The following is a 22,166-nucleotide window of genomic DNA, read 5'->3' on the forward strand; positions in this document are numbered from 1 at the left end:
AGATTGGCAGCTTCTTTTTGCCTTCTGTATGATGCCAGGAAAATTTTCTTTTAGGCCCTATGGATTTTTCAGGACATGTCCACAAGAAAATCAATTAACAGGCCTCTGAATAAAATATAGTTTAATTAATTAGGATCCATTTTTTCTAAAATTATGTGAACCCCATCGACGATTAGCTTTGCTTGGCTAGGCATTTTTTTTCCATCTAAGTGGACAAGCTGATTTCTAACCGACATCCAATTTTTTATATTCATGTAGTCATTCTGATCAAGCAAATTGTATTCTGTGGCATATTTTAACAATTGGGTTAGTGGTACTGTCCTAATCGGAATTTTTAAAACGATGTCAATATTGTTTCTTAAACGGGATTCCAATTGAGTAATTGCTGATATGATTGCAGCTTTGTACTCACGTTTATCAAGCAGGCGACGCGATTCTGATTTAAAGTCCTCCTTAAATTCACTTGACATCACTTCAAACGCCTGTTCGAATTGTTCAGAAAACTCATCAATATTTTTGAAAATATCAATGTTTTCAAGGATAAAATCCATCTGTTTGGATCTTAGAGAATCTGGAAAAGCTATGTTTGATACTACAATCACTCTGATCTTTTTTCCCGTTCCTCTAATTGACAATGCCATATTTAATTCAAATGAAGGATTGAAATTGTCTATGTGAACAACAACCATACTTGAACGTTCTATGAGTGCAACAACTTTAGCGGCATTGTTCTGTGCGTTTGGGCCTAAGATATCATCTGATGTAATCGGCGCGAACCCTGCAGCTTCAACAATGGGAAAGATATATTTCTTATAAATTGAAATTAGATCACGTGGCAACGAAAAATAAACTAATCGACCATTTATGGATCCATCACGACTTGCTGAAAATTCCATCAGTGGATCTTCTTCTGTTATTGTTGCAATAGCTGGAAAATTGGCCACCCAATAATGTCGAAGCTCTTCAAATACTTCTTCAAAAACGGTAGAATATGATTTACCTGGTAGAAGGGGAATGTTAATTACTTGTACATCACGGCGGTTGAATCTAGCTGTATCTTGTCCAGAGCTACTGATTCGCAATGTATAAGCTTTTCTTTTTAAGCTACCTAATCTATCTTTTACCATTTGAAATACTTGTCTGAGATCTGGATCATCCAAACTATAACCAATAAATATGATGGTTTTAGAAATAAATAGATTAGCTAAATACGTTGAAAGCATTGGGTATCGATTCAAGAAACCATCGTAATCCTCTTCGGTCGCAACAATTCTTTTAGGATGGTGAAGATCACCATGTATTTTAAAAAGAGCAATCTCGTTACTATCACCGTTGGCAATGGCTAACTGCTCCTCTTCTATTACTGGCCTGCAATATCTCTGTAATAAACTGTAAGCCTGTTCAAGCAAAAAATCAAAATTTGTGGTAGCAACCGTCTGAAATGGCAATCTGCAAAACGCTTTATGTGCATCCCCGGGTTTAATCTCCCTGGTTAATAGAAGTTCTGTTAGCTTCTCAATCATTCTTACTCTTGAAAATTGATATTGGTAGGCAGAAATCGCATCTATTGCGCCATTGTAATTGTAGCCAGAGATTGAATCCGCGAACTCTCTGCCTAACTGATCCCAATCAGGTATGGATTTACCTGTTGGAAATATAGCATTTTTAGAAAATCCAGCGCCAATAATTGGCAAAACACGACCATAAATAAGGACTTCTAAGAAAGGTCTAGGAAAAAACTTAAGGTATTTATATTCTGAGTTCATTGATTGCGTTTTTTTATAGAAATAATTGGTTAGGTGCCTCATCGAAATAGTTTACCAGCTCATTTTTAATCCTTTTCCATTTTTGTTGTAAAAAGTCAATGTTTTTAATTTCCAGTATTTCTCCAGACTGATTAACAACAGCTTCAAACTCATCATATAACTTTTCAAGTTGTCTGGTGACCAAAAACATTTCTTTGAAGCCCTGATTGTTACATAAAATCATTTCTTTATCATAACTAATCAGGTTTAAAAGAATTCTCCATTAGTATAAACGTCTTTCAAGTGGAAGATTAGATTATTTTCAACCTTGCTCTTAGTGTTCATGGAGTTAATCTGCAATTCTCCTACTAGAGTGATTTTGTACTTTTGGATTCCTGTTTTCCAAAAATTTATTGTTTTTCTTAAAACATCGCTTTCAGATTTTTTAGATGCATTATCTCCCGGAAGATTGTCGGTATTTTGGTCATCTTTATCATCAAAAAATAGAAAGCTGAATTTCTTTTCATTTGGTTCATTCATATTCTTTTTTTTAATTGATTATAATTTTTCCCCCTGCCCAGTTACCTTTTCCTTTTATTTGTATATCACTTCCACTAATTTCAATATTGGAGCTTAATAAGGAAATTTTATCAGCTGTAATCTCAATCATTGATCCTGCTACAATGAGGGAGATATTTGTTTCTCCGGTAATTGTTAAATTCCCGTAGATATGCTCCCAGGAGCCTTTATTTTATGCAGAAATTGAAAAATTATTCCCGAAAGCCAGTTGCGAAAAAAGCTGATCGAAAGATCAGAACGGCCAGTTTGCCCCGAAACAGGTGGTCACTTTAAAGCGAAATGGAGTGACAGTTTATATGCGGAGCGGCTGGCCATTTTTGCCGAAATGCCCAGATAAGGCAAGATGTGTAATTTATAATTTTAGAATATGCTTTCAAGGTGACATAAACAGAGATGCTTTATGGTTTTGTGTAAAATTTAAAGTTCCCTTTTTATTCCATTGGTTCATCCCTGTATGTTTGGGAAATCGTTTTCTCACTTAGGATATTTAAATTAACAATGAAAAAATTAACTCTCTTTAAAGGCATAGCTATGGCTTGCCTGGTTCTCATGTGCCTACTCCTGGCGCAAGGTTGTAGAAAAGACCTCCTACAGCCAAATTCTAACGTTCTACAAACATCTATCTCGTTTAAAGAAGCCGAACATTATTTTAACAGCAACTTATCCAAAGTTAAGGACGATCCTGATTTAAACCCTTATCTGAAGACTAAAAAGCCCAATTGGGATAGAGCCTAATATTATAACGACAAAGGAAAATTAATGGTCAAAGTACCAATATCCTTTGATCATATTTCATGGGGCATTGGTAAGTCGCATAGGGGTAGGATAAATTACGATCAATCTAATTACCTGCTATTTTATAAAGATTCGCTGCAAAATACTAAGGTAGAATGGGTGGCACTATATCCTGATTCCGCATGGGCATACGGTAGCAGAAAACAGTTCATGGGTGACATTCTGATTAAAGATTGGGATGGTAAATTAAAGAAATTAATACAATATAAACCGGCAAAGAGCCCCATGATGTACATGCAGGCTGAACAGCTGCAAAATCAAATTACATCTAAAACATCAGGTGGCAGTGGAAAGCTGATGACAACTGGTAATAAATTACAAATAGATGGTTCAAATTACCAGATTTATTGCACATATACACCCGTTTACCAATGCGTTCCAGTAGTTCAAACCAGCCCAAGTAATGGACAAACCTGTTCAGTACCCGGTGCGACACAGAATAAACTGGTTGGTTACGATGCTAACTGTGTTGTATTTGAAGGTAGTGGAGGAGGCGGAGGTGGCAACGGCCCGATTTTAGAACGCCCACCGGGGAAAAATCTTGATCCTTTTTTTGTTCCGATAGATTTAGATTATAGTGGCGGTCCTCCCCCAAATGTCTATCCACCATCTGGTGCTTGTGTGGATCCCAATCAATATAGTGGGCCAAATACCTCTCCAACACCTGAAGGGCAAAATCATCAAGAGCAATGTATAAACCCGGTTACAGAAAATGAGGAAGGGGAAGAAATAAGAGCCATAGATTTATTAAGTTATAATCTTCACCTAAACTTTGCAGAGATCTCCTTTCTACGGACTAATGAACAGATAAGTCAAACACTTGCCAATTATCTGATTTCAAATGGTTTTTCAGAAGACAACAAAGAATTTGGCAAATGGGCGGTTGGATATTTAAATGAGAACCCAAGTGAATCCAATTCATTTATCAATGATATTTTGGGTATTGAGGAGTTTATTAGTGATAGCGATTTTGATAGCAGTAATTTAAATTTCGATATAAATAATAATGGAAATGCTTCTTTTAACTGGAATAACATTCAGTTTTTCGGTTTTCAAAATCAGGTTGAGCCAGATTATCCGCAGAATCATCCAGTCTCTCAAGTAATCGAAAATTACAATCCTTGGATTTATTGGGCATTCGCAGGGGCAAATAACACTAGCATAAAACATTTTCATCAAACAGCGAAAGGAATGTCTGGTATTGATGGGTACAGCAAAGCTATTGGTGCAATTGGTGAAGGGTTGTTTGTTAAGAGATTAACCAGTGTCCCAACATTTCCTCCTGCTGATGTGGTAATAGGTAAATATGTAGGTACGACACATATTGATGTATTCCTTCAAAGAACCTTACCATCAATTGGCAATGTAGGGTTTGAGATAGCTATAAATTACAATACGGTGGATGGTTCCCCTGCTGTTAATAAGATTTCACATCCAAAAGGATTAACATTTGCCGGTCAAACGACAACAGCTGTTGCTTATGAAGTAAAAACATATAATGCTGATAAAAATACTGCACAAAGTTTATTTAAAGCATTTACAGAAGGAGTTAAACAGGTAAAACATAGAGCCAATCTACCTGGTATAGGCGCTGCTGTTTTAGTATTTGATGATAAAGCTTGGAGCAAGCTCAAAAATTCATCTTATGGTGCGCAGGTTATCACAACTATGAATGAAATAACTGCGATAACCAATTTACATGGTGAACAGATAATCTATTTAAAAATTGAAGAAGGATTAAGCCGAGATGCACAGAAAGTATATTTTGATTTAAAGAATAGAATAAAAAATTTATAATATGAAAAAGCTTAGCGTTCTTGTTATTTTTGTAATTTTATTTTGTACTTCTTGCAATAAATCTATGGTTCTAGACATTTCAGTAAATAACTTCAAGGACGGATACGAAAAAACAAATCCAGGGTCTCTTGATGCGACAACAATGTTGATTAGAAATGAAAAAACAACAGTTTATCCTCCATTTAATAAGATGCCCCCAGATGCTACGTACTATATGGTTCCAAGTTCGATAAAGTTTTACAAAAAAGTTGAGAACCTTCATCTTATTGGATTATTCGTTAAACAACTACCTCTGGAATTAAAGGAGTTACCAAATTTGGAGAATATTTCTTTTTCAATTGGCAATGCAAGTTCCATACCTGAAATTATAGAAGTTTTAAGGTCCTGCAAACGCCTCAAAGCTATATTTTTGATGGCGGCTATTGTGTCAGATGCCCAATTGAATAATTTAAAGAAAAGTTTACCTAAAATTGATGTTTCTATTCATCCTTAACTTAAAACAAGTTTTAATCATCAAAGGCTGCCTCTATAATCTAGGCAGCCTTTGATATTTTTAGTCTTTAAAACATTTTTCCCTTCAACTCAAATATGCTGGTGGATTACAGATTATATAATCTACAATATTAATTACAGGTAATCATGAAGTTTCAAAAACCCAAAGTTCATTATTAAATGTAAAAATAATTAAAGTATGTTTTTTGTAATCCTAGTGTGATTATTTCTTAAATAAAGAAAAAAAGATTAAGCGATAGATCTCAAGTTCTTTTCACTACCTGATGAGTCCCATCTGTATCCCTTTGCGGACAAGTCCTGCAGCGTTTTTAACGCCCAGCTTGAAAAAGAGGTTGGTGCGGTGATTTTCTACTGTACTCAGGCTGATGAATAGTTCGCCTGCAATTTGTGGGTTTGTTTTTTCCTCTGCAATCATTTCCAGTATTTTCTTTTCCCGTTGGGTAAGCACAGGCACCATTCCCGATCTGCGGCCTTCAACCAGTTCAAATGCAAGTTGTTCTTTCAAACTGATGTCGATATACTGCTGCCCACGGCTTACCGTTTCTATTGCCGATACCAGGATATTTTTGGTGGCGCTTTTAAGCAGGTAGCCCTTTACACCACTTGCAAACATATTGCGTACATGAAAAGGCATATCCATATTGGTCAGCGCCAGTATCGCAACACCAGGGTATTTAGCGGTGATGGCCTGCGCAAGCTCATCGCCCTGCATGCCCGGCATCTGGATATCAAGGAGCAACACGTCCGGCAGTTTTTTTCCAATCCTTTCAATAGCGCAGTACCTTCATGGTAAATGCCATCAAGTTCAATCAGCGGGTGGTCTTTAAGGATCTTTTCTATCCCGCTGGTCATAATGCTATGGTCGTCTGCTATACTAACTTTCAGTTTCATGTGTTGTAGTTGTGGTGGCTGCCTGTTGGGTTCCTAGTGCAATATCAATGTTGATGGTAGTACCCCTGCCCGGTGAAGACTGGAGATCGAACTGTCCATTCAGGTGGATACTTCCCTGTCTCACATGTTGCAGGCCCATACCCTGATCTGATTCCAGCAAGGTGGTATCCATGCCCTTTCCATTGTCTTCTACAGTAATGGAAAGCATCCTGTCGTGCTGGCTCAGCTGTACGAGGCATTTACCGGCAGCAGCATGTTTCACAACATTCTGAACCAGCTCCTGTATACTTCGGTAGATCAGCAGTTCAAGGCCTGCTTCGAGTTTTTCGATGTAACCGATATACTGGTAGTCGATAACCAATCCGGATGCACGCTGAACATTTTTGCAGAATATACTAACAGCTTCTGCAAGGCCAAACCTCAGCAATAGTCCGGCATCAAATGATGCGCGGTATTACGGACTTCGTTTAAGGTATGGTCAAGGAGTTGCATGGCCTCCGTGTAATCCTGTTCATTCAGCAGGTCTTCATGTTTTTCCCGGATACTGCCAAACCACATCTTTACATTCGATAGTGAGCCGCCGATATTATCATGCAGTTCCCTGGCCAGCCTTTTCCTCACCTTGTAGTGTGGCCTTCCAAACGCTAATTTCGGTTCCCTGTTTTTGGATAGCCTGTTTTTGCTGGTAGCTGCGCGAGATGAAAACAAGTAATAATAATAGCAAAACACAACCTATGCTTACACCGACAATAACTAAATTTTTACTGTTTATCTGTTGGTGCTGCCGGTTTAGCAAAAGCTGCTTTTCGGCAATTTCCTTTTCCTTCAATGCTGTCCGGTATTTCCATTCAGCATAGTTGTGTATTTCGGTGAAAGTGACCCCTCTGTTTCGGGCCAAACTGGCCACCAAATTGATTACCGGATGATGCACATCTAAGTTCCTTTCCCTCTGAACAAATACACACTTCGGATCCAAATCCATTTTCCTCAGGACTTTTCGGTTTAATCTATCTTACTGCCGGATTTATCCTCAATTCAGACCTTTCTAGCGATAAAAATCCATTCGCAGGTACTGGAACGCGTAAAAAAACGCCATACCCCCTTCAAAACAGCGAAGTGACCGTAGTCCATCCCGAATAGTAGATATGCTCCCAGGAGCCTTTATTTTATGCAGAAATTGAAAAATTATTCCCGAAAGCCAGTTGCGAAAAAAGCTGATCGAAAGATCAGAACGGCCAGTTTGCCCCGAAACAGGTGGTCACTTTAAAGCGAAATGGGGTGACAGTTTAAATGCGGAATGGCTGGCCATTTTTGCCGAAATGCCCAATCGATTCACTCAATGGAATGATTTAGTTCATTGAAATCTGTCAACCTTTCGAAACTTACATCAACAATGTGATAAACTCTGGTAAGAAAAAAAACTCCCTATTTTCATACTGCTTTTTTAAACTTTTTTTTTTGCTCGTTCTGAAATTTTGTTAACTTTATTTAATAAGAAATTGTTCTTTCAAACCTAGTCATATCATATCAAAATAACTGGTACCCACATTGAAATGATGATTGTATAATTTTCACAACTTGCTCATTTAGTACCGATTGGATTGATAAGTCATTATCCCAGCGGGATCACACCAAAGAGTATCAAAATGTATAAAACCCTGCAAATCAAATGATTGCATGGTTTTTGCTTTTAGGGAATTGCCAAATTTAGAAAATAGCAGATATAGAATCTAAGATTGCTAAGAAAGAAAAGGAAATTTTTGATTACCAAACCAAAATTGAGAAAGAACAAAGCAACCTCGGTAAAAAAAGAAATGCTGAAGCTGAAAAAATCATTAAAGATCAGGATAGAAGCTTAAGAAATATAAATTCGACGTTATAACAACTCTCCTGGGTATTGAAAGATTCCCTCATTAAAGAATTGGAGGAAAGTGAATCTCCTGCAGAATTTATAAAGAGTCAGATTGAAATGGAGCCTGACTTTGATTTAAGTCATAGTTGAAATTCAACGAATCAGATTTTTACATTGATGGAGACGCCACAGGTGAAAAGCGGGCTTACCTGGATTATAAAATATTATTTAGGGATTAACAATCCCAGAATCGCTGGGAGATTTTCGGAGCGCCAGAAAAAGTAATAACAAAGAACCCATATCATGATCAAAGCGACAGATATTAATTTCGTAAAAAGCGTGAAGCGGATAATGGCACCGCTTGGGCATTCTACGATCAAGGATTTGAAAATACATACTCATTGACCTTTTCAAAAACTCAGGTAAAGGGAGCTAGGGAATTATAGCCAGTCGATATTATCCTCTTATTTCAACAGGTGGATAACCATCCTCTAGGCAAGTATTTTGAAGGCGAAAATAGTCTGAAAAACGGTTTACCATCCGTGAAATATATCAGCACAACATTAAAGCTATCCCAACGCTATTTAAGTGATATGTTGAGTGCATTAACGGGGCTGAATACACAACAATACATTCAGCATGCAATCATAGAAAAAGCCAAAGAAAAATTGTCAACTACAAATTTATCCGTTTCGGAAATTGCTTATGTGTTAGGCTTTGAACATCCACAGTCGTTCAGCAAAGTTTTTAAAACAAAGACAAACGTTTCACCTCTTGAGTTCAGGCAGTCATTTAATTAAAGACGTGGGAATACCAATGGCTGCTTCTATCCAGCTATTTGTCATAGCTAACATTTGTTATGTTCAGATACCCTTCCTTTGGTCATATTAATGATTGTTTTTCGGTGTTCGATTCCCCAGGCGGCAATTCCATCAATAACAGGTTTAAGGGAATATCCGTAACGACTCAGTTCATATTCTACAGTGATCGGTTTAGTATTCAATACGGTTCGTGTAACCAGACCGTTAACTTCGAGATCCCGCAATTCTTTGGATAACATCTTTGCTGCAATACCCTCAATGCCACTCTTGAGTTCCATAAACCTTCTTGAGCCGAAGCTGAGCATACCGATAATACGGATCTTCCATTTACCATTCAAAATATCCATGGTATCACGTATGGCCATATGGTGTGCTCCGCATTTCTCATGATCAAAATCTTCTTTATTTAATTTGATTGACATAGTTTACTCCGGGTAACTGGTTTCTTTTAGTAAACCCATTACAAATATATACTATTATGGCTGTAGTTTTGCCTTGGTAAATCAATACTAATATCAATGAAGTCACTAAAAACAATCTATTGGATCTCCACAGGCCTGGTCGTTCTAGGCATGCTGGCATCCGTGATTAACTACACTTCTAATCCGGCACTAAAAATTGCCTTCGCACACATCGGTTTTCCTGACTGGTTCCGTGTAGAATTGAGCATAGCCAAATTGCTTGGCGCAATAGCTTTGGGTATACCTGTAATCCCTGCCCGGGTTAAAGAATGGGCTTATTTCGGTTTTTTCGTCAATTTCTTTTCGGCATTGCTGGCGCACTTCTTTGTCCATGATCCGGTATTCAATTTAATCGCGCCATTACTATTTCTTTCACTGGTATTAGTGTCTTATATCAGTTTTCATAAGTTAAATAATAAGTAATATGAAAGAACAAATATTTGATACTCAAATGACGAATGCGCTCATTTTAGCTGCTCCTGGACGCGAACATCCGCTTGAGGTGCGGTTAACCGCACCTGTTACCGGTACGGAGTTGCCTTTGATTCTTTTTGCACATGGCTTTGGCTCGTCTGCTTACGGGTATGATCCCTTGGTAAATTATTGGGCTGCGCGGGGATTCCTAGTCATTCAGCCAACTTTCCTGGATTCCAAAACATTATTGGGTATACCGGATGCCAGCCACCAGGATGCGATCAACGCCTATCTGGCCAATCCCGCATCATCCTTCATTTGGCGGCAAAGACTGACTGACATGAAACTTGTCCTTGATCAATTGGATACCATTGAAAAGGCGATGACCGGCATTGAGGGGCACTTTGACAGGAACCAGGTTTTTGCGGCAGGCCATTCATTTGGCGCGCATACCGTAGGACTACTATTGGGTTCAAGGGTTAACGGTCTAGACGGAGCATTGGGTGAGAACTTGCGTGACGAGCGTATAAGGGCTGGAGTACTGCTGAGCGCGGGTGGTCGCGGCGGCGACGTACTCAGCGAATTTGCCAAGAAACATTTTACTTACCTGGATCAGAACTATGACGAACTTTTGACCCCAACGTTTGTAATTGCTGGTGACAATGATCATTCGCCCCTTACGGTGTTAGGCCCTGAATGGTTTACGGAAGCCTACTATCTTAGCCCGGGAGCTGATGCCCTGCTAACACTGACAGATGGCGAGCATATGTTGGGCGGTATCACCGGATACGGTGCCCAGGAGACAACCGATGAAAACCCGGAAAGAGTTCGCTTAGTTCAAAAAATGAGCTACGCTTATTTCAGGTCAAAACTTTATCCTGAAGATACATTCTGGCGTGATGCAATTAAAGCGCTTTCAGAAGATTCAGATAAACTTGGGAAAATTGAAGAAAAATAGCAGTTTGGTATTTTTGATAAACAAAACCAAGTGCTGTAATCAAGCCTTTTTACATTATTCCCCTTTTTGGCTAAGTCATTCGGAGAATCGGTTAATACATCCGGTTTATTATTATTTATTTTTATATTTTAATTACCACAAGCATTTAACAGTAATGAAGTTGTTTTCCTTTGATCATGTTTTCGATTATATGATTCGTCTTAAAAGGAGGGATTACAGAATATTACCTCTTTTAGTAATTGTATTTGCGCGATCTTTTAATAGTAGTTTTTTTCAGATTTTAATAATTAAAAAGAACACCTTAACCCTTTAAAAAATCCATCTTATGTATTATAAATATGTTGTAATCATTATCGCTTTAGCTATTATCGGTCTGGGATGCCGTTTTATATTTGCAAGTGACGCTATACTCAAGGAATGGGGGCTGGAATCAATAGATTCAACCGGGGTTTTAGCCCGGCGACTTGGTGCCATTTACCTTGGACTTTCAGTTTTATTATTTCTATCATTGACAGAGATGTCAAAAGAACGGACCATTATAATTGGGGTTTCTGCGATCTCAGGATTCCTGGCTATTTCTGGTATTTTAGATCTATTGACCGGGCGGGTTAATACGGGTGTTATCCGTTCAGTTGTGGCAGAGCTATTTTTATGTTTGGTTCTTATTTCAACATTTTTTATAAAACGATAGCGTGAACAATTCAAAACTGCATGTTCTTAAAAGTATATCCGAATTTCATCGCTTGACGGGACTGCAAAGACCTGAACATCCATTATTAAGTGTAACCAATTTTGATGCTTTTATACAAAGGCCCTTTAATGAACCGTTAAGTTTTATATTCGATTTCTATTCCATCTATCTTAAACGAATCTCCAATGCAAAATTCAAATATGGCCAACTGGAGAGTGATTTTGATGAAGGCGTATTATTTTTTATGGCACCTGGTCAGGTTTTCAGCATTGAGGTAGAAAGAGGTGAATCACTCAAACCTTCGGGCTGGATCATACTGATTCACCCTGATTTCATATGGAATACGACTTTGGCTAAAATCATAAAGCAATATGAATTCTTCAATTATTCAGTAAACGAGGCTCTACATCTTTCCATTAAGGAAGAGAAAAAAATTGTAAATATAATTAGGAGCATCCGGCAGGAATATCAGTTTAATATTGATCAGTTCAGCCAGCAAATTATCATTTCGCAAATTGAGACACTGCTCAATTTTTCAGAAAGGTTTTATCACCGGCAGTTTATTACCCGGAAAAAAAAGAATCATCAAATCTTAAGTCGCTTGGAAAATGCGCTCTCAAAATATTTCAGTAATGATGATCTGATTGCAAAGGGATTACCATCTGTTCAGTTCATTGCAGATGCGTTAAATATTTCACCCAATTACTTAAGTGATGTATTAAAAGTATTGACCGGCCAAAGTACACAACAGCACATTCATGGTAAACTGATAGAAAAAGCAAAAGAAAAATTATCAGGTACCGATTTATCAATAAGCCAGATTGCTTATGAACTCGGCTTCGGCCATCCACAATCGTTCACCAAATTATTCAAGGCAAAAACCAACCTTTCTCCTTTGCAGTTCCGAAACTCATTTAATTATTGAGGTGTTCTACAATTTGCCATTGCAATAACTTCCACCATTTTCCCTTCACCAGCCTGCTGTAATGACAGATCATTGATCCCCAATCAGAGCCAAATGACCAGTTTGGATGTTCAGTTTAATTGGATATTAACGGACCAGTTTAACAAAACATACAACTATACCTTCAATCTTGCAAAGGCTATAGTTTTAAGTCCATTACGGAATCAAGCCCTCTTTTAAAGCCCTTGAAAGTTCCAACCTTCTCAATCGCAAGTAGTGCGCCTTTAACATATGGTTCTGCACTAGTTCCAGAATCATGTCTTAGGGTTAATTTTTCATCTTTTAATCCAAAGATAGCTTCAATTGATATCACATGACCTGGAAGCCTGATGGAATGCACTTGCACGCCTTCCAGATCAGCGCCCCGGCTTGCTTTTTCCCCGACCAATTCGTCTTCGGAAACATGAACATTCGGTCTGCGTTGCGTTGATAAACGATGTGCTAATTCCCTGGCCGTACCGCTTGGGGAATCAATTTTGTCTTCGTGTGCATAATCAAGAATTTCGAAGTTTGGAATATAATTGGCTGCGATCTCCGCAAATTTTTGCAGCAGGACAACGGTAATTGCAAAGTTTCCTACGGCCAACACAGAAGCGTTGTTTTCATCCGTTGCTTTTTCAATCTCGACATAGTCATCGGCGATCAATCCTGACGTTCCTATCACTACGCTTTTACCTTTCTTTATTGCTGCGGTTATATTGATCTTAGCCACCGCCGGTGTGGTATATTCTACAAGAACATCAAATTCGACTTCTTGAAGTGCGGTCTCCATATGATCAAAAATAGGGATATGTGCTGTACCCAAATCAAGCATTTCTGCCAGATTTTTTCCTGCATGCGTACGAGATAGTACACCGGTCAATCGCATATTTGGGTGCTTGAATACCGCTTTGCTGAGTTCAGAACCAGCCCAGCCCGTTCCTCCTGCTATAAATACTTTAATCATGATGTCCTTTTTGCTTATTTAATTGCATATTTCTCCCTGAATTCAACAGGTGTCAGACCATTATGTTTCCGGAAATACTTTATAAAATTCGTAGGCTCTTCAAAGCCAAGGCTGTAACTAATTTCTTTAATGCTTTTAGCAGTGTGCGATAACAAGCGCTTAGCTTCCAGAACCATGCGGTCGTTGGTAACAGCTTTTGCCGTTTTCCCTAATATTTTTGATGTGGCCTGGTTCAACCGTTTTTCGGTTACAAACATTTCCCTGGCATAATCACTAATCAATCTGCGTTGCAGAAATCCATGTTCCAAGAGATCCTTAAACAACAATACGAGTTCATAATCCGGGCCCTTAGCCCTTTCACTGGTAGGTTGATGACTCTGTTCACGTTCCGCAAGCAGCAGGAAGTTATGCAGAAAATTTTGTATAATTTCTGATTGTCTGGAGTCTTTACTTTTTTCAGCTTCTTCGTTCATTAAAACAATAAGCTCGTTTAACACCTCAACCAGCTTACCCTCAATATGGATCTGGGTTGTGCCATGAATGGCATTAAAAAGTACTGAACTTTTTAAAAATCTGGCATCCTGTTCGTTTCTGCAATAAAAACCATCCGTAAATAAGATCATCTTTCCCACAAAGTTTCCTTCAGGATCAAAGCAATGCACAATATCTTTATTGAGAAATAAAATGGTATTAGCCGAAACATGAACAGGATTGAAATCAATCAAATGATCAGCCTCACCCCTTTCAAACCAAATGATGTGATAGAAACCAGTCCGGTGCGGTACGGTTAATGTATCAGATGCAAAATGGAATACCGTTTCCAAATCCAGAATTTCAAATTCATGAGGTAAGCCTTCCTTGAATTCATATTTTTTTATAGTTGCCGGCATTGATCGGGATTCCTTTTAATCTTTGATCAAAGATAGCCGGCAGGATGTTTTTTTCACATCATTATAAATAATTTATGCTAAAGAAGGCTTACCACTGCGGTTATTTCCATTCCATTTCGCCTGTGCTCACCTTTGCGCTCAGTTCCAGCGCGCTTTTATTCTCCAGATTTGGGTATTTTGCTTCGAGTGCGGTAATCAACGATTGCGAAGTTTTATTTGATTTTAATAACTGGTTATAGGTTTGCAAATAAGCCTTCGTGAAATTTACCGAAGCTAAATTTAATTCCGCTTTGTTGCCAAAGTGTCCCGGAATGACGATTACCGGCTTATAACCCGCTATTTGATCCAATGCTTTTATCCAAAGGGCACGCTTAGCAGCCGTGGCATCATCGGCGGTCCAAACATGAATGTCATTACCAAATACGTTGATGCCGCCGATCACTGCTTTTTCCGATGGAATCCAGATAAAGCTGCGGTCAGGCGCACCTGGCACTTTAACGATCTCCAGCTTTTTACCTTCAAGGGTCAGTTCGGCCTTGGTATAGACTGTTGGAATAATGGCTGTTTTGGGTGCGGCATCTTTATACAAGTTTCCCCAGTAGGTTAACTTTTCTTTGTAAGTAGCTTTAATGTGTTCAATGATCGGCGCTGTTGAATAAACAGGCACATCAGGATAACTCTTTTTTATGACTTCAAGACCGAAATAATAATCGGGGTCACCGTAAGTGATAAAAATCGCTTTTAGGTGCTTACCGCTTTTTTTAATTTCAGCGGTCAGCCTTTCCGCATCGGGCACCGAAAATTGTGCGTCAAACAGGATCGCATCAGTTTTACCGCTGACAAGTACGGAGCTAACACCAAAATTGGCTTCGGTAGCACTATAGTAGGTAAGCTTCAAGTCTTTACGATTAAAGCTTTTAACAGTTTGTGCCTGAACTGAAAAACAGGTTATGCCTGCGACCAAGCTTAACGTTGCAGACAGATTTTTAAATGTTTTCATTATGAAAGGATTTAAAATATTGATGTTCATCTTGTTATTGTTTTAACCAGACAAAATTGCATCATAATGCCTTTCCGAAAAAGGTTGAAACCGGCGATTCAATGATACTTTTCCGCCGTTAAATGAGGAGGATATAGAATTGGTTAGAAAACAATTATTTATTAACATGTAATTGAGAATTTTATGTCATAAGGGAATATAACTTTGTTGCAGCACTATTTGGGAGGCTGAATGATAGTTGGCCAACACTCGATAATTTGAGGTACAAGTTGTTTAGAATATATCGTTGCTAACGATTGACCATTGAACTGTTAAATGGAAAACCTACTCAGAATTCATTAACCAATTTAGACATTGTGCGCTAAGACTGGGCTTTAGGCAAATATCAGGCATTAGGGAAGATGATGAGGAAGCATTGGACCTAGGGCGGGGCTCTGGCGATCACAACCTCCATTCGTTATTGGATGCAAGAGTTTCTTTGAGCGCTCTGGAAAGGCCTGCCGGTGCAGATGTTTTAGGTCGATGGGATTAGATCGCAGACAAGTGCTTTGGAAAGTATCTGTACTAAAAGACAGACCTATGGCACTGTTTGAAGGCCAGCCCTCAGAATCGGACAAAGAACAACAGATCCAGCTTCCGCTGATGAGCAAAGGTGAACACATTATGCAGTATTACGCCTCTACTCCATTTTCTTTGAAAGCACATCCGTTAAGTTTGGTCCGTGAAAAGCTGAAACTCTCCAACGTCAAATTCTCGCAGTAAATTCACAATATCGAAAACGGAAGAATGGCGAAAGTAGCGGCTGGTGATCGTCAGACAGCGACCTGGAACAGCTGGTGGTGTCTGCTTTTATCACCACCGAGGACGAGACCGGGTTTTCAAATCTTGTAATGTTCGAGAAGCTCTTTGAAACATACAGAAAAGAAATCCTTCATTCACGCCTGTTGATGGTTGAGGGAAAGGTGCAAAAAGAAGGCAAAGTGGTACAAGTGATCGTATCCAAATGCTTTGATTTCTCCAAGCGGCTTAAACGGCTGACTATTAAGGACGACACCTCCAGTCTCACTCGACCATAGTGGGCTGGTTGAGAAAATATGGTAAATTTGATTGGGAGAATCAAACCCCGTCTCATATGCCTAAGATACCCGAACAGAAAATACTGGAGTTAGAAGCCAAAATTAAGCTTCTGGAGAAACAAAGGCCTTTCTAGCTGCTCAGAATACAGGAGCTGATAAAAAAGCAATTATATTCGATATGATGATCGATATTGCAGAGGAGGAATATAATATCGAAATCCGAAAAAACTCCTCACCCGAACAGTTGAACAATGCCAAAAAACCTACAAGGAAAGCTTAAGTGCTATCTGTGGATTGTACGGGGTTAGTAGATAGGTCTATTCCCGGAGTAAGAAGAGAAGGATTAAGAAACAGGATTTATCTGCAAAGATTATAAAACTGGTGATGGATGTGCGCATGAAAATGCCCCGCATTGGAACCAGGAAACTTTATCATATATTAAAAGAATCACTTGAACCCCTATCGGTTTGAAGAGATAATCTCTTTCTGATATTAAAAGCGAATCATTTTTTAGTTAAACCAAAGCGCAGTTACCATATTACCATAAAATTCTCACCATAGGTTTCGCAAACACAAGTACCTGTGGCTGAGCGTGTAATGGAATTCCAAAGCAAGAGTTACTTACAATAAGAGAAGGGGTCAAACTCTCAGAGATGAAAAAATAGTTTCTGAAAGCATTAATATTTACAATAATATTAGGCCACACCATGCATGTTTAATGAATACACCTAAATATATGCACAGACAGAGTAAAATCAAAATCAGGACTTATAAATGAAAAAATAGCAGCCGGAATGAACTGACTACTATTTAAATTGTAATTTTATTTAATTATTAATCCTGTATCAAATTTTCAGGACTAGTCACATCATCTATAAATGTTAAGCGCCTTTTTTAGATCCGAGGCTTTGCATTAACTGATCATACAAATCATCACTTGATGCCTTTTGTGGCTTCATTTTTTTCACCGTTGCCCGCTTGCCTTTTGCCTTGGCTTTTATAATTTTAAGCAATTCATTGCTGTAATCGTCTTTAAATGAGCTCAGGTCAAATTTAGAACTGTATTGTTTGATCAGCGCCAAACCAACATCCATCTCTTTTTTGGTTATGGTAATATCGTCTGCCTTATTGATCTCATCTAAGCTCCTGATTTCCTGTTCAAACCTGATCTTCGTGATAATAATAACATTCTCCATTGGATGTATAACACAAAGATTTTCGGTATTTCTTAATACAAACCTGGCTACACCTGCTTTTCCTGATTTCTGGAGTGCTTTCAGTAATAATGCATAGGCCTTTTTACCCTGTTTTTCTGGTTCGGTATAATAAGAGGTTTCATAGTAAATGGGATTAATGTCTTTAATATCAACAAAGTTCTCCAGTTCGATAATTTTGGTTTTTTCAGGCGCAGCTTCTTCAAAATCATGTTTTTCCAGAATAATATATTTATCCTTAAGAAAATACCCCTTTACAATCTTTTCATACGGTACCTCTTTGTGCGTTTTATCATTTACACGCTGATAACGGATTTTTTCATGGTCACGTTCATCAAGCATATCCAAATCCAAATGGGTAGTTTGTACACCCGAGAATAATTTAACGGGTATATTAACCAAACCAAATCCTATTGCGCCTTTCCAAATTGATCTCATTATGTCATTTATTTATCCAGACTAACAAGCCCTTAATTGATATTGTTTGTTTCAAAATTTCATAAATGATGCCGAACCAAAACCATTTTAGCTATCCGTGCGTTATAATAGGACATTAACTTATATATTAATATGAAAATCGCATATATTTCAACTTATCCTCCTCGCGAATGCGGTCTAGCTACGTTCAATTACAATTTAATCAATGCGTTAAGTATCAATCCATCTTACCAGGCAGATAAAAGTTTTGTTATTGCGATGAACGAATCTGATGATCTTAATGAACATGCTTATCCTTCAGAAGTAAAATTCATCATCAGGCAACAGAATCAGCAGGATTATATTGAAGCTGCTAATTTTATTAATGATAGTGATGTAGATACTTGTATCATTGAACATGAGTTTGGAATTTATGGTGGCAATAGCGGCGTTTTTTTGCTTTCGCTCATTAATAAGCTCAAAAAACCTTTTATTACCATTTTGCATACGGTATTAAAGGAACCAAATTTTATGCAACAGACCATCATTAAGGAAATTGCATTAAAATCGTCAAAAATTGTGGTAATGAGTAAAAAAGCGGTGTTATTTTTAACCAGCATTTACCAAATTCCTTCAACCTCTATCAAATTAATAGAACATGGTGTTCCTAACCTGGAACCTATTGCGAACAATGAAATTTCGCGAAGCGAATTGTTTAAAAACAGAAAAGTACTGTTTACATTCGGGCTAATTAGCCGCAATAAAGGCCTGGAAACAGTGATTAAAGCCTTACCAAGCATTGTTTCGCAACATCCGGATGTTTTATATGTGATTCTGGGCAATACACATCCCGGAGTTGTTAGACATAACGGTGAAGAATATCGTGATAGTTTAAAAGCACTGGCTAAAGATTTAGGCGTAGAAAATAATATTGCCTTCGTCAATAAGTTTGTATCTGAAAATGAACTTCACCAATATTTAACGGCTTGTTATTTATATATAACGCCTTATTTAAATGAAGCACAAATTACAAGTGGTACATTATCATATGCTGTTGGTGCAGGTGCTGCTGTTGTCTCTACACCATATTGGCATGCAGAAGAATTACTGGCAGATAACCGGGGCAAATTATTTGATTTTAAAAACGATAAGGCCCTGGCCAACATTGTAAATGAATTGCTATCAGATGAAGCTAAACATCAAGAGCTTAAATCAAATGCTTATCAATATGGCTTAAAACTAAGATGGCCAGCAATAGGCAATGTATATCTTTCTACTTTACAGCAAGCCATAGCAGACGGAGAAAAACCTGAAAGGGTAACCCCTCCTATTATAGATGTGGAAAGCATGCCGGCACTCAACTTGAGTCATATTAGCTTGCTTACAGATGATACCGGAATTATTCAACATGCACGTTTTGGCATTCCGAATCTGAAAGAAGGTTATTGCATTGATGATAATGCCAGAGCCTTAATTATGGCTTTAATGGCTTATGAGCAAAATAAAAATCAGGCAGCATTAAAGTTGATGCCTGTTTACCTGAGCTTTATTCAATACATGCATACAGAAGATGGAAACTTTAGAAATTTCTTAAGTTTTAACCGCAATTATCTGGACGAAATTGGTTCTGAAGATGCTTTCGGCAGAACAATATGGTCTTTAGGTTATTTAATTGGTGTTGCGCCTAATAATTCATACCGTGAGTTTGGAAGGGAACTTTTCTTTAATGCAGTACCTCATTTTAAGGGCTTAAAGCATTTGCGTGGGATGGCAAATACACTCATCGGAATTTCCTATTATTTACTTGCGCATCCCGGCGATAAACCGATTATAAATGAGGGAAACCAGCTGGCAGAAAGTTTGAAGCTATCTTATCAAGCCAATAAAGATGGAGACTGGCATTGGTTTGAAGATATACTGACTTACGATAATGCGATTTTACCTTTGGCATTATTACATCACTATGAAGCAACTGGCGACAATGAATCTTACCAGATAGCGATGGAAAGCATTAATTTCCTGAATAGTTTTTCTTTTGAAAATGGTTATTTAAACCCTGTTGGAAATGCGGGCTGGATGAGGAAGCATGGAAAAAATCCAATTTATGACCAGCAAGCCATTGAAACCATGGCAATGGTACTGCTTTACGGTAAAACTTATGAAATTACCAAAGACAGTAAATACCTGAGTTTAATGTATACCAGTTATGAGTGGTTTTTAGGCAAAAACAGTATGCACATTCCTTTATATGATTTTGAAACACATGGCTGTGCGGATGGCTTACAGTTTAATAGTGTAAACAGAAATCAGGGTGCTGAAAGTACATTAGCCTATTTTGTTTCTCATCTTACTGTTTTGAAAGCGGCAGAGGCTGAATATGAAACGCTTTCCCCCTCGCTATTTGAAGAGGAAGAAGAATTTGTAAAACATCAAAATTCAAAATAATAAAGAAGGGCTGATTCAAATGAATCAGCCCTTCTTGTTTCATAATAGAAAAGTATCTTATCCTATTTATCCCTTCCCGTTTTCAAGCAATTTGTTTAGCAACAATTCCAAGTTTACAGTGGCAAAAGACGAACTGTAATCAGATAATCCATAAGGAATTATCAGTTCGCCATTGCTTATAATCGAACCACAGGAATACACTACATTTGGCACATAACCTTCACGTTCATCATTGTTTGGAATAATCAGCGGCTCTTTTAAATGCCCGATTTCTTTGCTCGGATCTTCCAGATCCAGCAATACCACTCCAATACAGTACCGTCTCATTGGACCAACCCCATGTGTAATTACCAACCATCCCTTTTCAGTTTCTATTGGTGAGCCACAATTACCAATCTGTACCAATTCCCAGTCGTAACGCGGTTGTTTCAGCAAAATAGGATTTTCCCAAACATTTACCTTATCAGAAAACATCAGGTAATTGTTCCATCCATCAATTCTGCTCATCATCACGTATTTTCCATTTATTTTGCGGGGAAAAAGAGCAAGGTTTTTATTTTGGGCACCATCTCCATATAAAGGGATTACTTTAAACTCATAGAAATCTTCTGTTTGCACCAACTTTGGTATAATAAGCGAACCATCAAAAGCAGTGTAGGTGGCATAATATAATACCTTCCCGTCATCTTTAACAAATTTTACAAAGCGTGCATCTTCAATCCCCTTGCGTTCGAACTCCGAAATTGGAAAAATTACCCGGTCTGATATATCGGTATCTTTAGAAAAAGAAATGGTATGATAAGTATCTGATAACCAAAGCACTTTATCATATTCTACCAGGCGTGAGGGATTTTCATTATGCAGGCTTTTTGAATCTTTAATAATATTACTCAAACTGGTGTATTCAAAACGATCATCCAGTTTTGCTTCTATTTCTTCAATAACAGATGGATCAATCTGTGCATAGGCAGCTTTCTTAAAGAACAATTTCTTTACATAAATTGCATTCTTCACTACCTCTGCCTCATCCACATAATTGCCTACCGGCAAAACCTGTATATTATTATTCTTATCAATCAATGCCCGACGGAAAACGATAGATGAAATGTGTCCTTCACCTACTGCCCTGAAACTGATGATCACCCTTTTCTCTCCTTCTACAAGATCAGTCTGATCGGGATCGTCAACAATACTTGGATTAAAAAACGCCGCCGATTCAATAGAATATTCATGCGTAAAATACGCACCAATAAGTAATCTGGTATATGGATCAAGGTCTTCTATATCCGTTCCAAGTACAGCAAATTGCTTTTTCAGCTTTTTACAATGCCGGTTTAAAATTTTCGTAATGTTACGGTGTCTTTTAGAATACTCCTGTAAAATCGGAGAGATGAGTGAAAATACTTTATCATCAGAAAACTCCAAAACTTTTCTGATCACTTCCAGTGCTCTTTCTTCTCCGTTAAAAAAAAAACGGGCAATTACACGTTTCGTATCTGGATTAACCTTAACGGGCTTACGTTCTATATATAATCTCATTTTTGAATAATGTTTTGATAATTAAAATGTTCATCTTACGATGACATTAGCTATAGTAACTAAAGTTACAACTTAATTGTTTATATTATTTATCCTTTTAATGAGAATCTTTACCTTTAATCCATTACCCACTTTAATCATACCTTTAAATGCATTTA

The 22,166-nt window shown here is 37.9% G+C and carries 23 protein-coding genes; 10 read left to right on the forward strand and 13 right to left on the reverse strand.

Annotated features, from left to right (window positions below; genetic code table 11):
• Window positions 1–125 precede the first annotated feature (125 nt).
• From OQX64_RS06500 to OQX64_RS06510, 3 genes are read right to left on the reverse strand one after another with little or no spacing between them, the layout of a single operon-like run.
• Entirely contained in the window at window positions 126–1,766 is a 1,641-nt protein-coding gene (locus OQX64_RS06500; protein WP_265818105.1) for an SIR2 family NAD-dependent protein deacylase, read from the reverse strand.
• Window positions 1,767–1,779: 13 nt separating this feature from the next.
• The gene (locus OQX64_RS06505; RefSeq protein WP_265818106.1) at window positions 1,780–1,989 is read right to left on the reverse strand and encodes a hypothetical protein; all 210 of its coding nucleotides are present in this window, start codon (window positions 1,987–1,989) and stop codon (window positions 1,780–1,782) included.
• 23 nt (window positions 1,990–2,012) lie between these two features.
• Window positions 2,013–2,285, reverse strand: coding sequence for a hypothetical protein (locus OQX64_RS06510; RefSeq protein WP_265818107.1), 273 nt, complete (start codon window positions 2,283–2,285; stop codon window positions 2,013–2,015).
• A gap of 798 nt (window positions 2,286–3,083) precedes the next feature.
• Here OQX64_RS06510 and OQX64_RS06515 point away from each other — a divergent pair.
• Both OQX64_RS06515 and OQX64_RS06520 read left to right on the forward strand, forming a co-directional pair.
• Window positions 3,084–4,916, forward strand: a complete 1,833-nt coding sequence (locus OQX64_RS06515) for a hypothetical protein (protein WP_265818108.1) — start codon at window positions 3,084–3,086, stop codon at window positions 4,914–4,916.
• 1 nt (window position 4,917) lies between these two features.
• On the forward strand, window positions 4,918–5,409 hold the full coding sequence (locus OQX64_RS06520; RefSeq protein WP_265818109.1) for a hypothetical protein: 492 nt from the start codon (window positions 4,918–4,920) through the stop codon (window positions 5,407–5,409).
• A 276-nt stretch (window positions 5,410–5,685) separates the two neighbouring features.
• On the opposite strand, the gene OQX64_RS06525 is transcribed toward OQX64_RS06520, so the two are convergent.
• The 4 genes from OQX64_RS06525 to OQX64_RS06535 form a co-directional block, all read right to left on the reverse strand.
• Entirely contained in the window at window positions 5,686–6,201 is a 516-nt protein-coding gene (locus tag OQX64_RS06525; RefSeq protein ID WP_322974938.1) for a response regulator transcription factor, read from the reverse strand.
• Between the two features lie 102 nt (window positions 6,202–6,303).
• Complete coding sequence (locus OQX64_RS06530) at window positions 6,304–6,747, reverse strand: sensor histidine kinase (RefSeq protein WP_265818110.1); 444 nt, start codon at window positions 6,745–6,747, stop codon at window positions 6,304–6,306.
• Window positions 6,741–6,878 carry a hypothetical protein gene (locus tag OQX64_RS22535; RefSeq protein ID WP_416240467.1) on the reverse strand — a complete coding sequence of 46 codons (138 nt, stop codon included), beginning with the start codon at window positions 6,876–6,878 and terminating at the stop codon, window positions 6,741–6,743. The genes OQX64_RS06530 and OQX64_RS22535 overlap by 7 nt, the downstream gene beginning before the upstream one ends.
• Window positions 6,879–6,909: 31 nt before the next feature.
• A complete protein-coding gene (locus OQX64_RS06535) occupies window positions 6,910–7,302 on the reverse strand; it encodes a hypothetical protein (protein WP_265818111.1) in 393 nt (130 codons plus the stop codon).
• A 1,346-nt stretch (window positions 7,303–8,648) separates the two neighbouring features.
• Here OQX64_RS06535 and OQX64_RS06540 point away from each other — a divergent pair.
• Window positions 8,649–8,972, forward strand: a complete 324-nt coding sequence (locus tag OQX64_RS06540; RefSeq protein ID WP_322974932.1) for an AraC family transcriptional regulator — start codon at window positions 8,649–8,651, stop codon at window positions 8,970–8,972.
• A gap of 47 nt (window positions 8,973–9,019) precedes the next feature.
• Here the strand turns inward: OQX64_RS06540 and OQX64_RS06545 are convergent, their stop codons facing one another.
• Window positions 9,020–9,415: a winged helix-turn-helix transcriptional regulator gene (locus OQX64_RS06545; protein ID WP_265818112.1), complete on the reverse strand. Its 396-nt coding sequence runs from the start codon at window positions 9,413–9,415 to the stop codon at window positions 9,020–9,022.
• 96 nt (window positions 9,416–9,511) lie between these two features.
• On the opposite strand from OQX64_RS06545, the gene OQX64_RS06550 reads away from it, so the two are divergent.
• From OQX64_RS06550 to OQX64_RS06565, 4 genes are all read left to right on the forward strand, one after another.
• Complete coding sequence (locus tag OQX64_RS06550) at window positions 9,512–9,877, forward strand: DoxX family protein (protein WP_265818113.1); 366 nt, start codon at window positions 9,512–9,514, stop codon at window positions 9,875–9,877.
• A 1-nt stretch (window position 9,878) separates the two neighbouring features.
• Window positions 9,879–10,826 (forward strand): alpha/beta hydrolase family protein, encoded by a 948-nt coding sequence (locus tag OQX64_RS06555; RefSeq protein ID WP_265818114.1) that lies wholly within the window; start codon window positions 9,879–9,881, stop codon window positions 10,824–10,826.
• A gap of 325 nt (window positions 10,827–11,151) precedes the next feature.
• Complete coding sequence (locus OQX64_RS06560; protein ID WP_265818115.1) at window positions 11,152–11,517, forward strand: hypothetical protein; 366 nt, start codon at window positions 11,152–11,154, stop codon at window positions 11,515–11,517.
• Window position 11,518: 1 nt separating this feature from the next.
• Window positions 11,519–12,442 (forward strand): helix-turn-helix domain-containing protein, encoded by a 924-nt coding sequence (locus OQX64_RS06565; RefSeq protein ID WP_265818116.1) that lies wholly within the window; start codon window positions 11,519–11,521, stop codon window positions 12,440–12,442.
• Between the two features lie 178 nt (window positions 12,443–12,620).
• Here OQX64_RS06565 and dapB read toward each other — a convergent pair whose 3' ends face one another.
• From dapB to OQX64_RS06580, 3 genes are all read right to left on the reverse strand, one after another.
• Window positions 12,621–13,427 carry a 4-hydroxy-tetrahydrodipicolinate reductase gene (gene dapB / locus OQX64_RS06570; protein ID WP_265818117.1) on the reverse strand — a complete coding sequence of 269 codons (807 nt, stop codon included), beginning with the start codon at window positions 13,425–13,427 and terminating at the stop codon, window positions 12,621–12,623.
• 14 nt (window positions 13,428–13,441) lie between these two features.
• On the reverse strand, window positions 13,442–14,317 hold the full coding sequence (locus OQX64_RS06575) for an AraC family transcriptional regulator (protein ID WP_265818118.1): 876 nt from the start codon (window positions 14,315–14,317) through the stop codon (window positions 13,442–13,444).
• Window positions 14,318–14,417: 100 nt separating this feature from the next.
• Window positions 14,418–15,317, reverse strand: a complete 900-nt coding sequence (locus OQX64_RS06580; RefSeq protein ID WP_265818119.1) for an MBL fold metallo-hydrolase — start codon at window positions 15,315–15,317, stop codon at window positions 14,418–14,420.
• Between the two features lie 579 nt (window positions 15,318–15,896).
• Here OQX64_RS06580 and OQX64_RS06585 point away from each other — a divergent pair.
• Window positions 15,897–16,079 (forward strand): hypothetical protein, encoded by a 183-nt coding sequence (locus OQX64_RS06585; protein ID WP_088301404.1) that lies wholly within the window; start codon window positions 15,897–15,899, stop codon window positions 16,077–16,079.
• A gap of 128 nt (window positions 16,080–16,207) precedes the next feature.
• The gene (locus OQX64_RS22435; RefSeq protein WP_323670584.1) at window positions 16,208–16,393 is read left to right on the forward strand and encodes a hypothetical protein; all 186 of its coding nucleotides are present in this window, start codon (window positions 16,208–16,210) and stop codon (window positions 16,391–16,393) included.
• 881 nt (window positions 16,394–17,274) lie between these two features.
• Here OQX64_RS22435 and OQX64_RS06590 read toward each other — a convergent pair.
• On the reverse strand, window positions 17,275–18,045 hold the full coding sequence (locus OQX64_RS06590) for a Ku protein (protein WP_265818120.1): 771 nt from the start codon (window positions 18,043–18,045) through the stop codon (window positions 17,275–17,277).
• Between the two features lie 132 nt (window positions 18,046–18,177).
• Between OQX64_RS06590 and OQX64_RS06595 the strand changes: the two genes are divergently transcribed.
• Complete coding sequence (locus OQX64_RS06595) at window positions 18,178–20,469, forward strand: glycosyltransferase (protein ID WP_265818121.1); 2,292 nt, start codon at window positions 18,178–18,180, stop codon at window positions 20,467–20,469.
• 66 nt (window positions 20,470–20,535) lie between these two features.
• Here the strand turns inward: OQX64_RS06595 and OQX64_RS06600 are convergent, their stop codons facing one another.
• Window positions 20,536–22,008 carry a glycoside hydrolase family 130 protein gene (locus OQX64_RS06600; protein WP_088301408.1) on the reverse strand — a complete coding sequence of 491 codons (1,473 nt, stop codon included), beginning with the start codon at window positions 22,006–22,008 and terminating at the stop codon, window positions 20,536–20,538.
• Window positions 22,009–22,166 lie beyond the last annotated feature (158 nt).

The organism is Pedobacter sp. GR22-10 (assembly GCF_026239715.1).
In the GTDB taxonomy this organism is placed as follows: Bacteria; Bacteroidota; Bacteroidia; order Sphingobacteriales; family Sphingobacteriaceae; genus Pedobacter.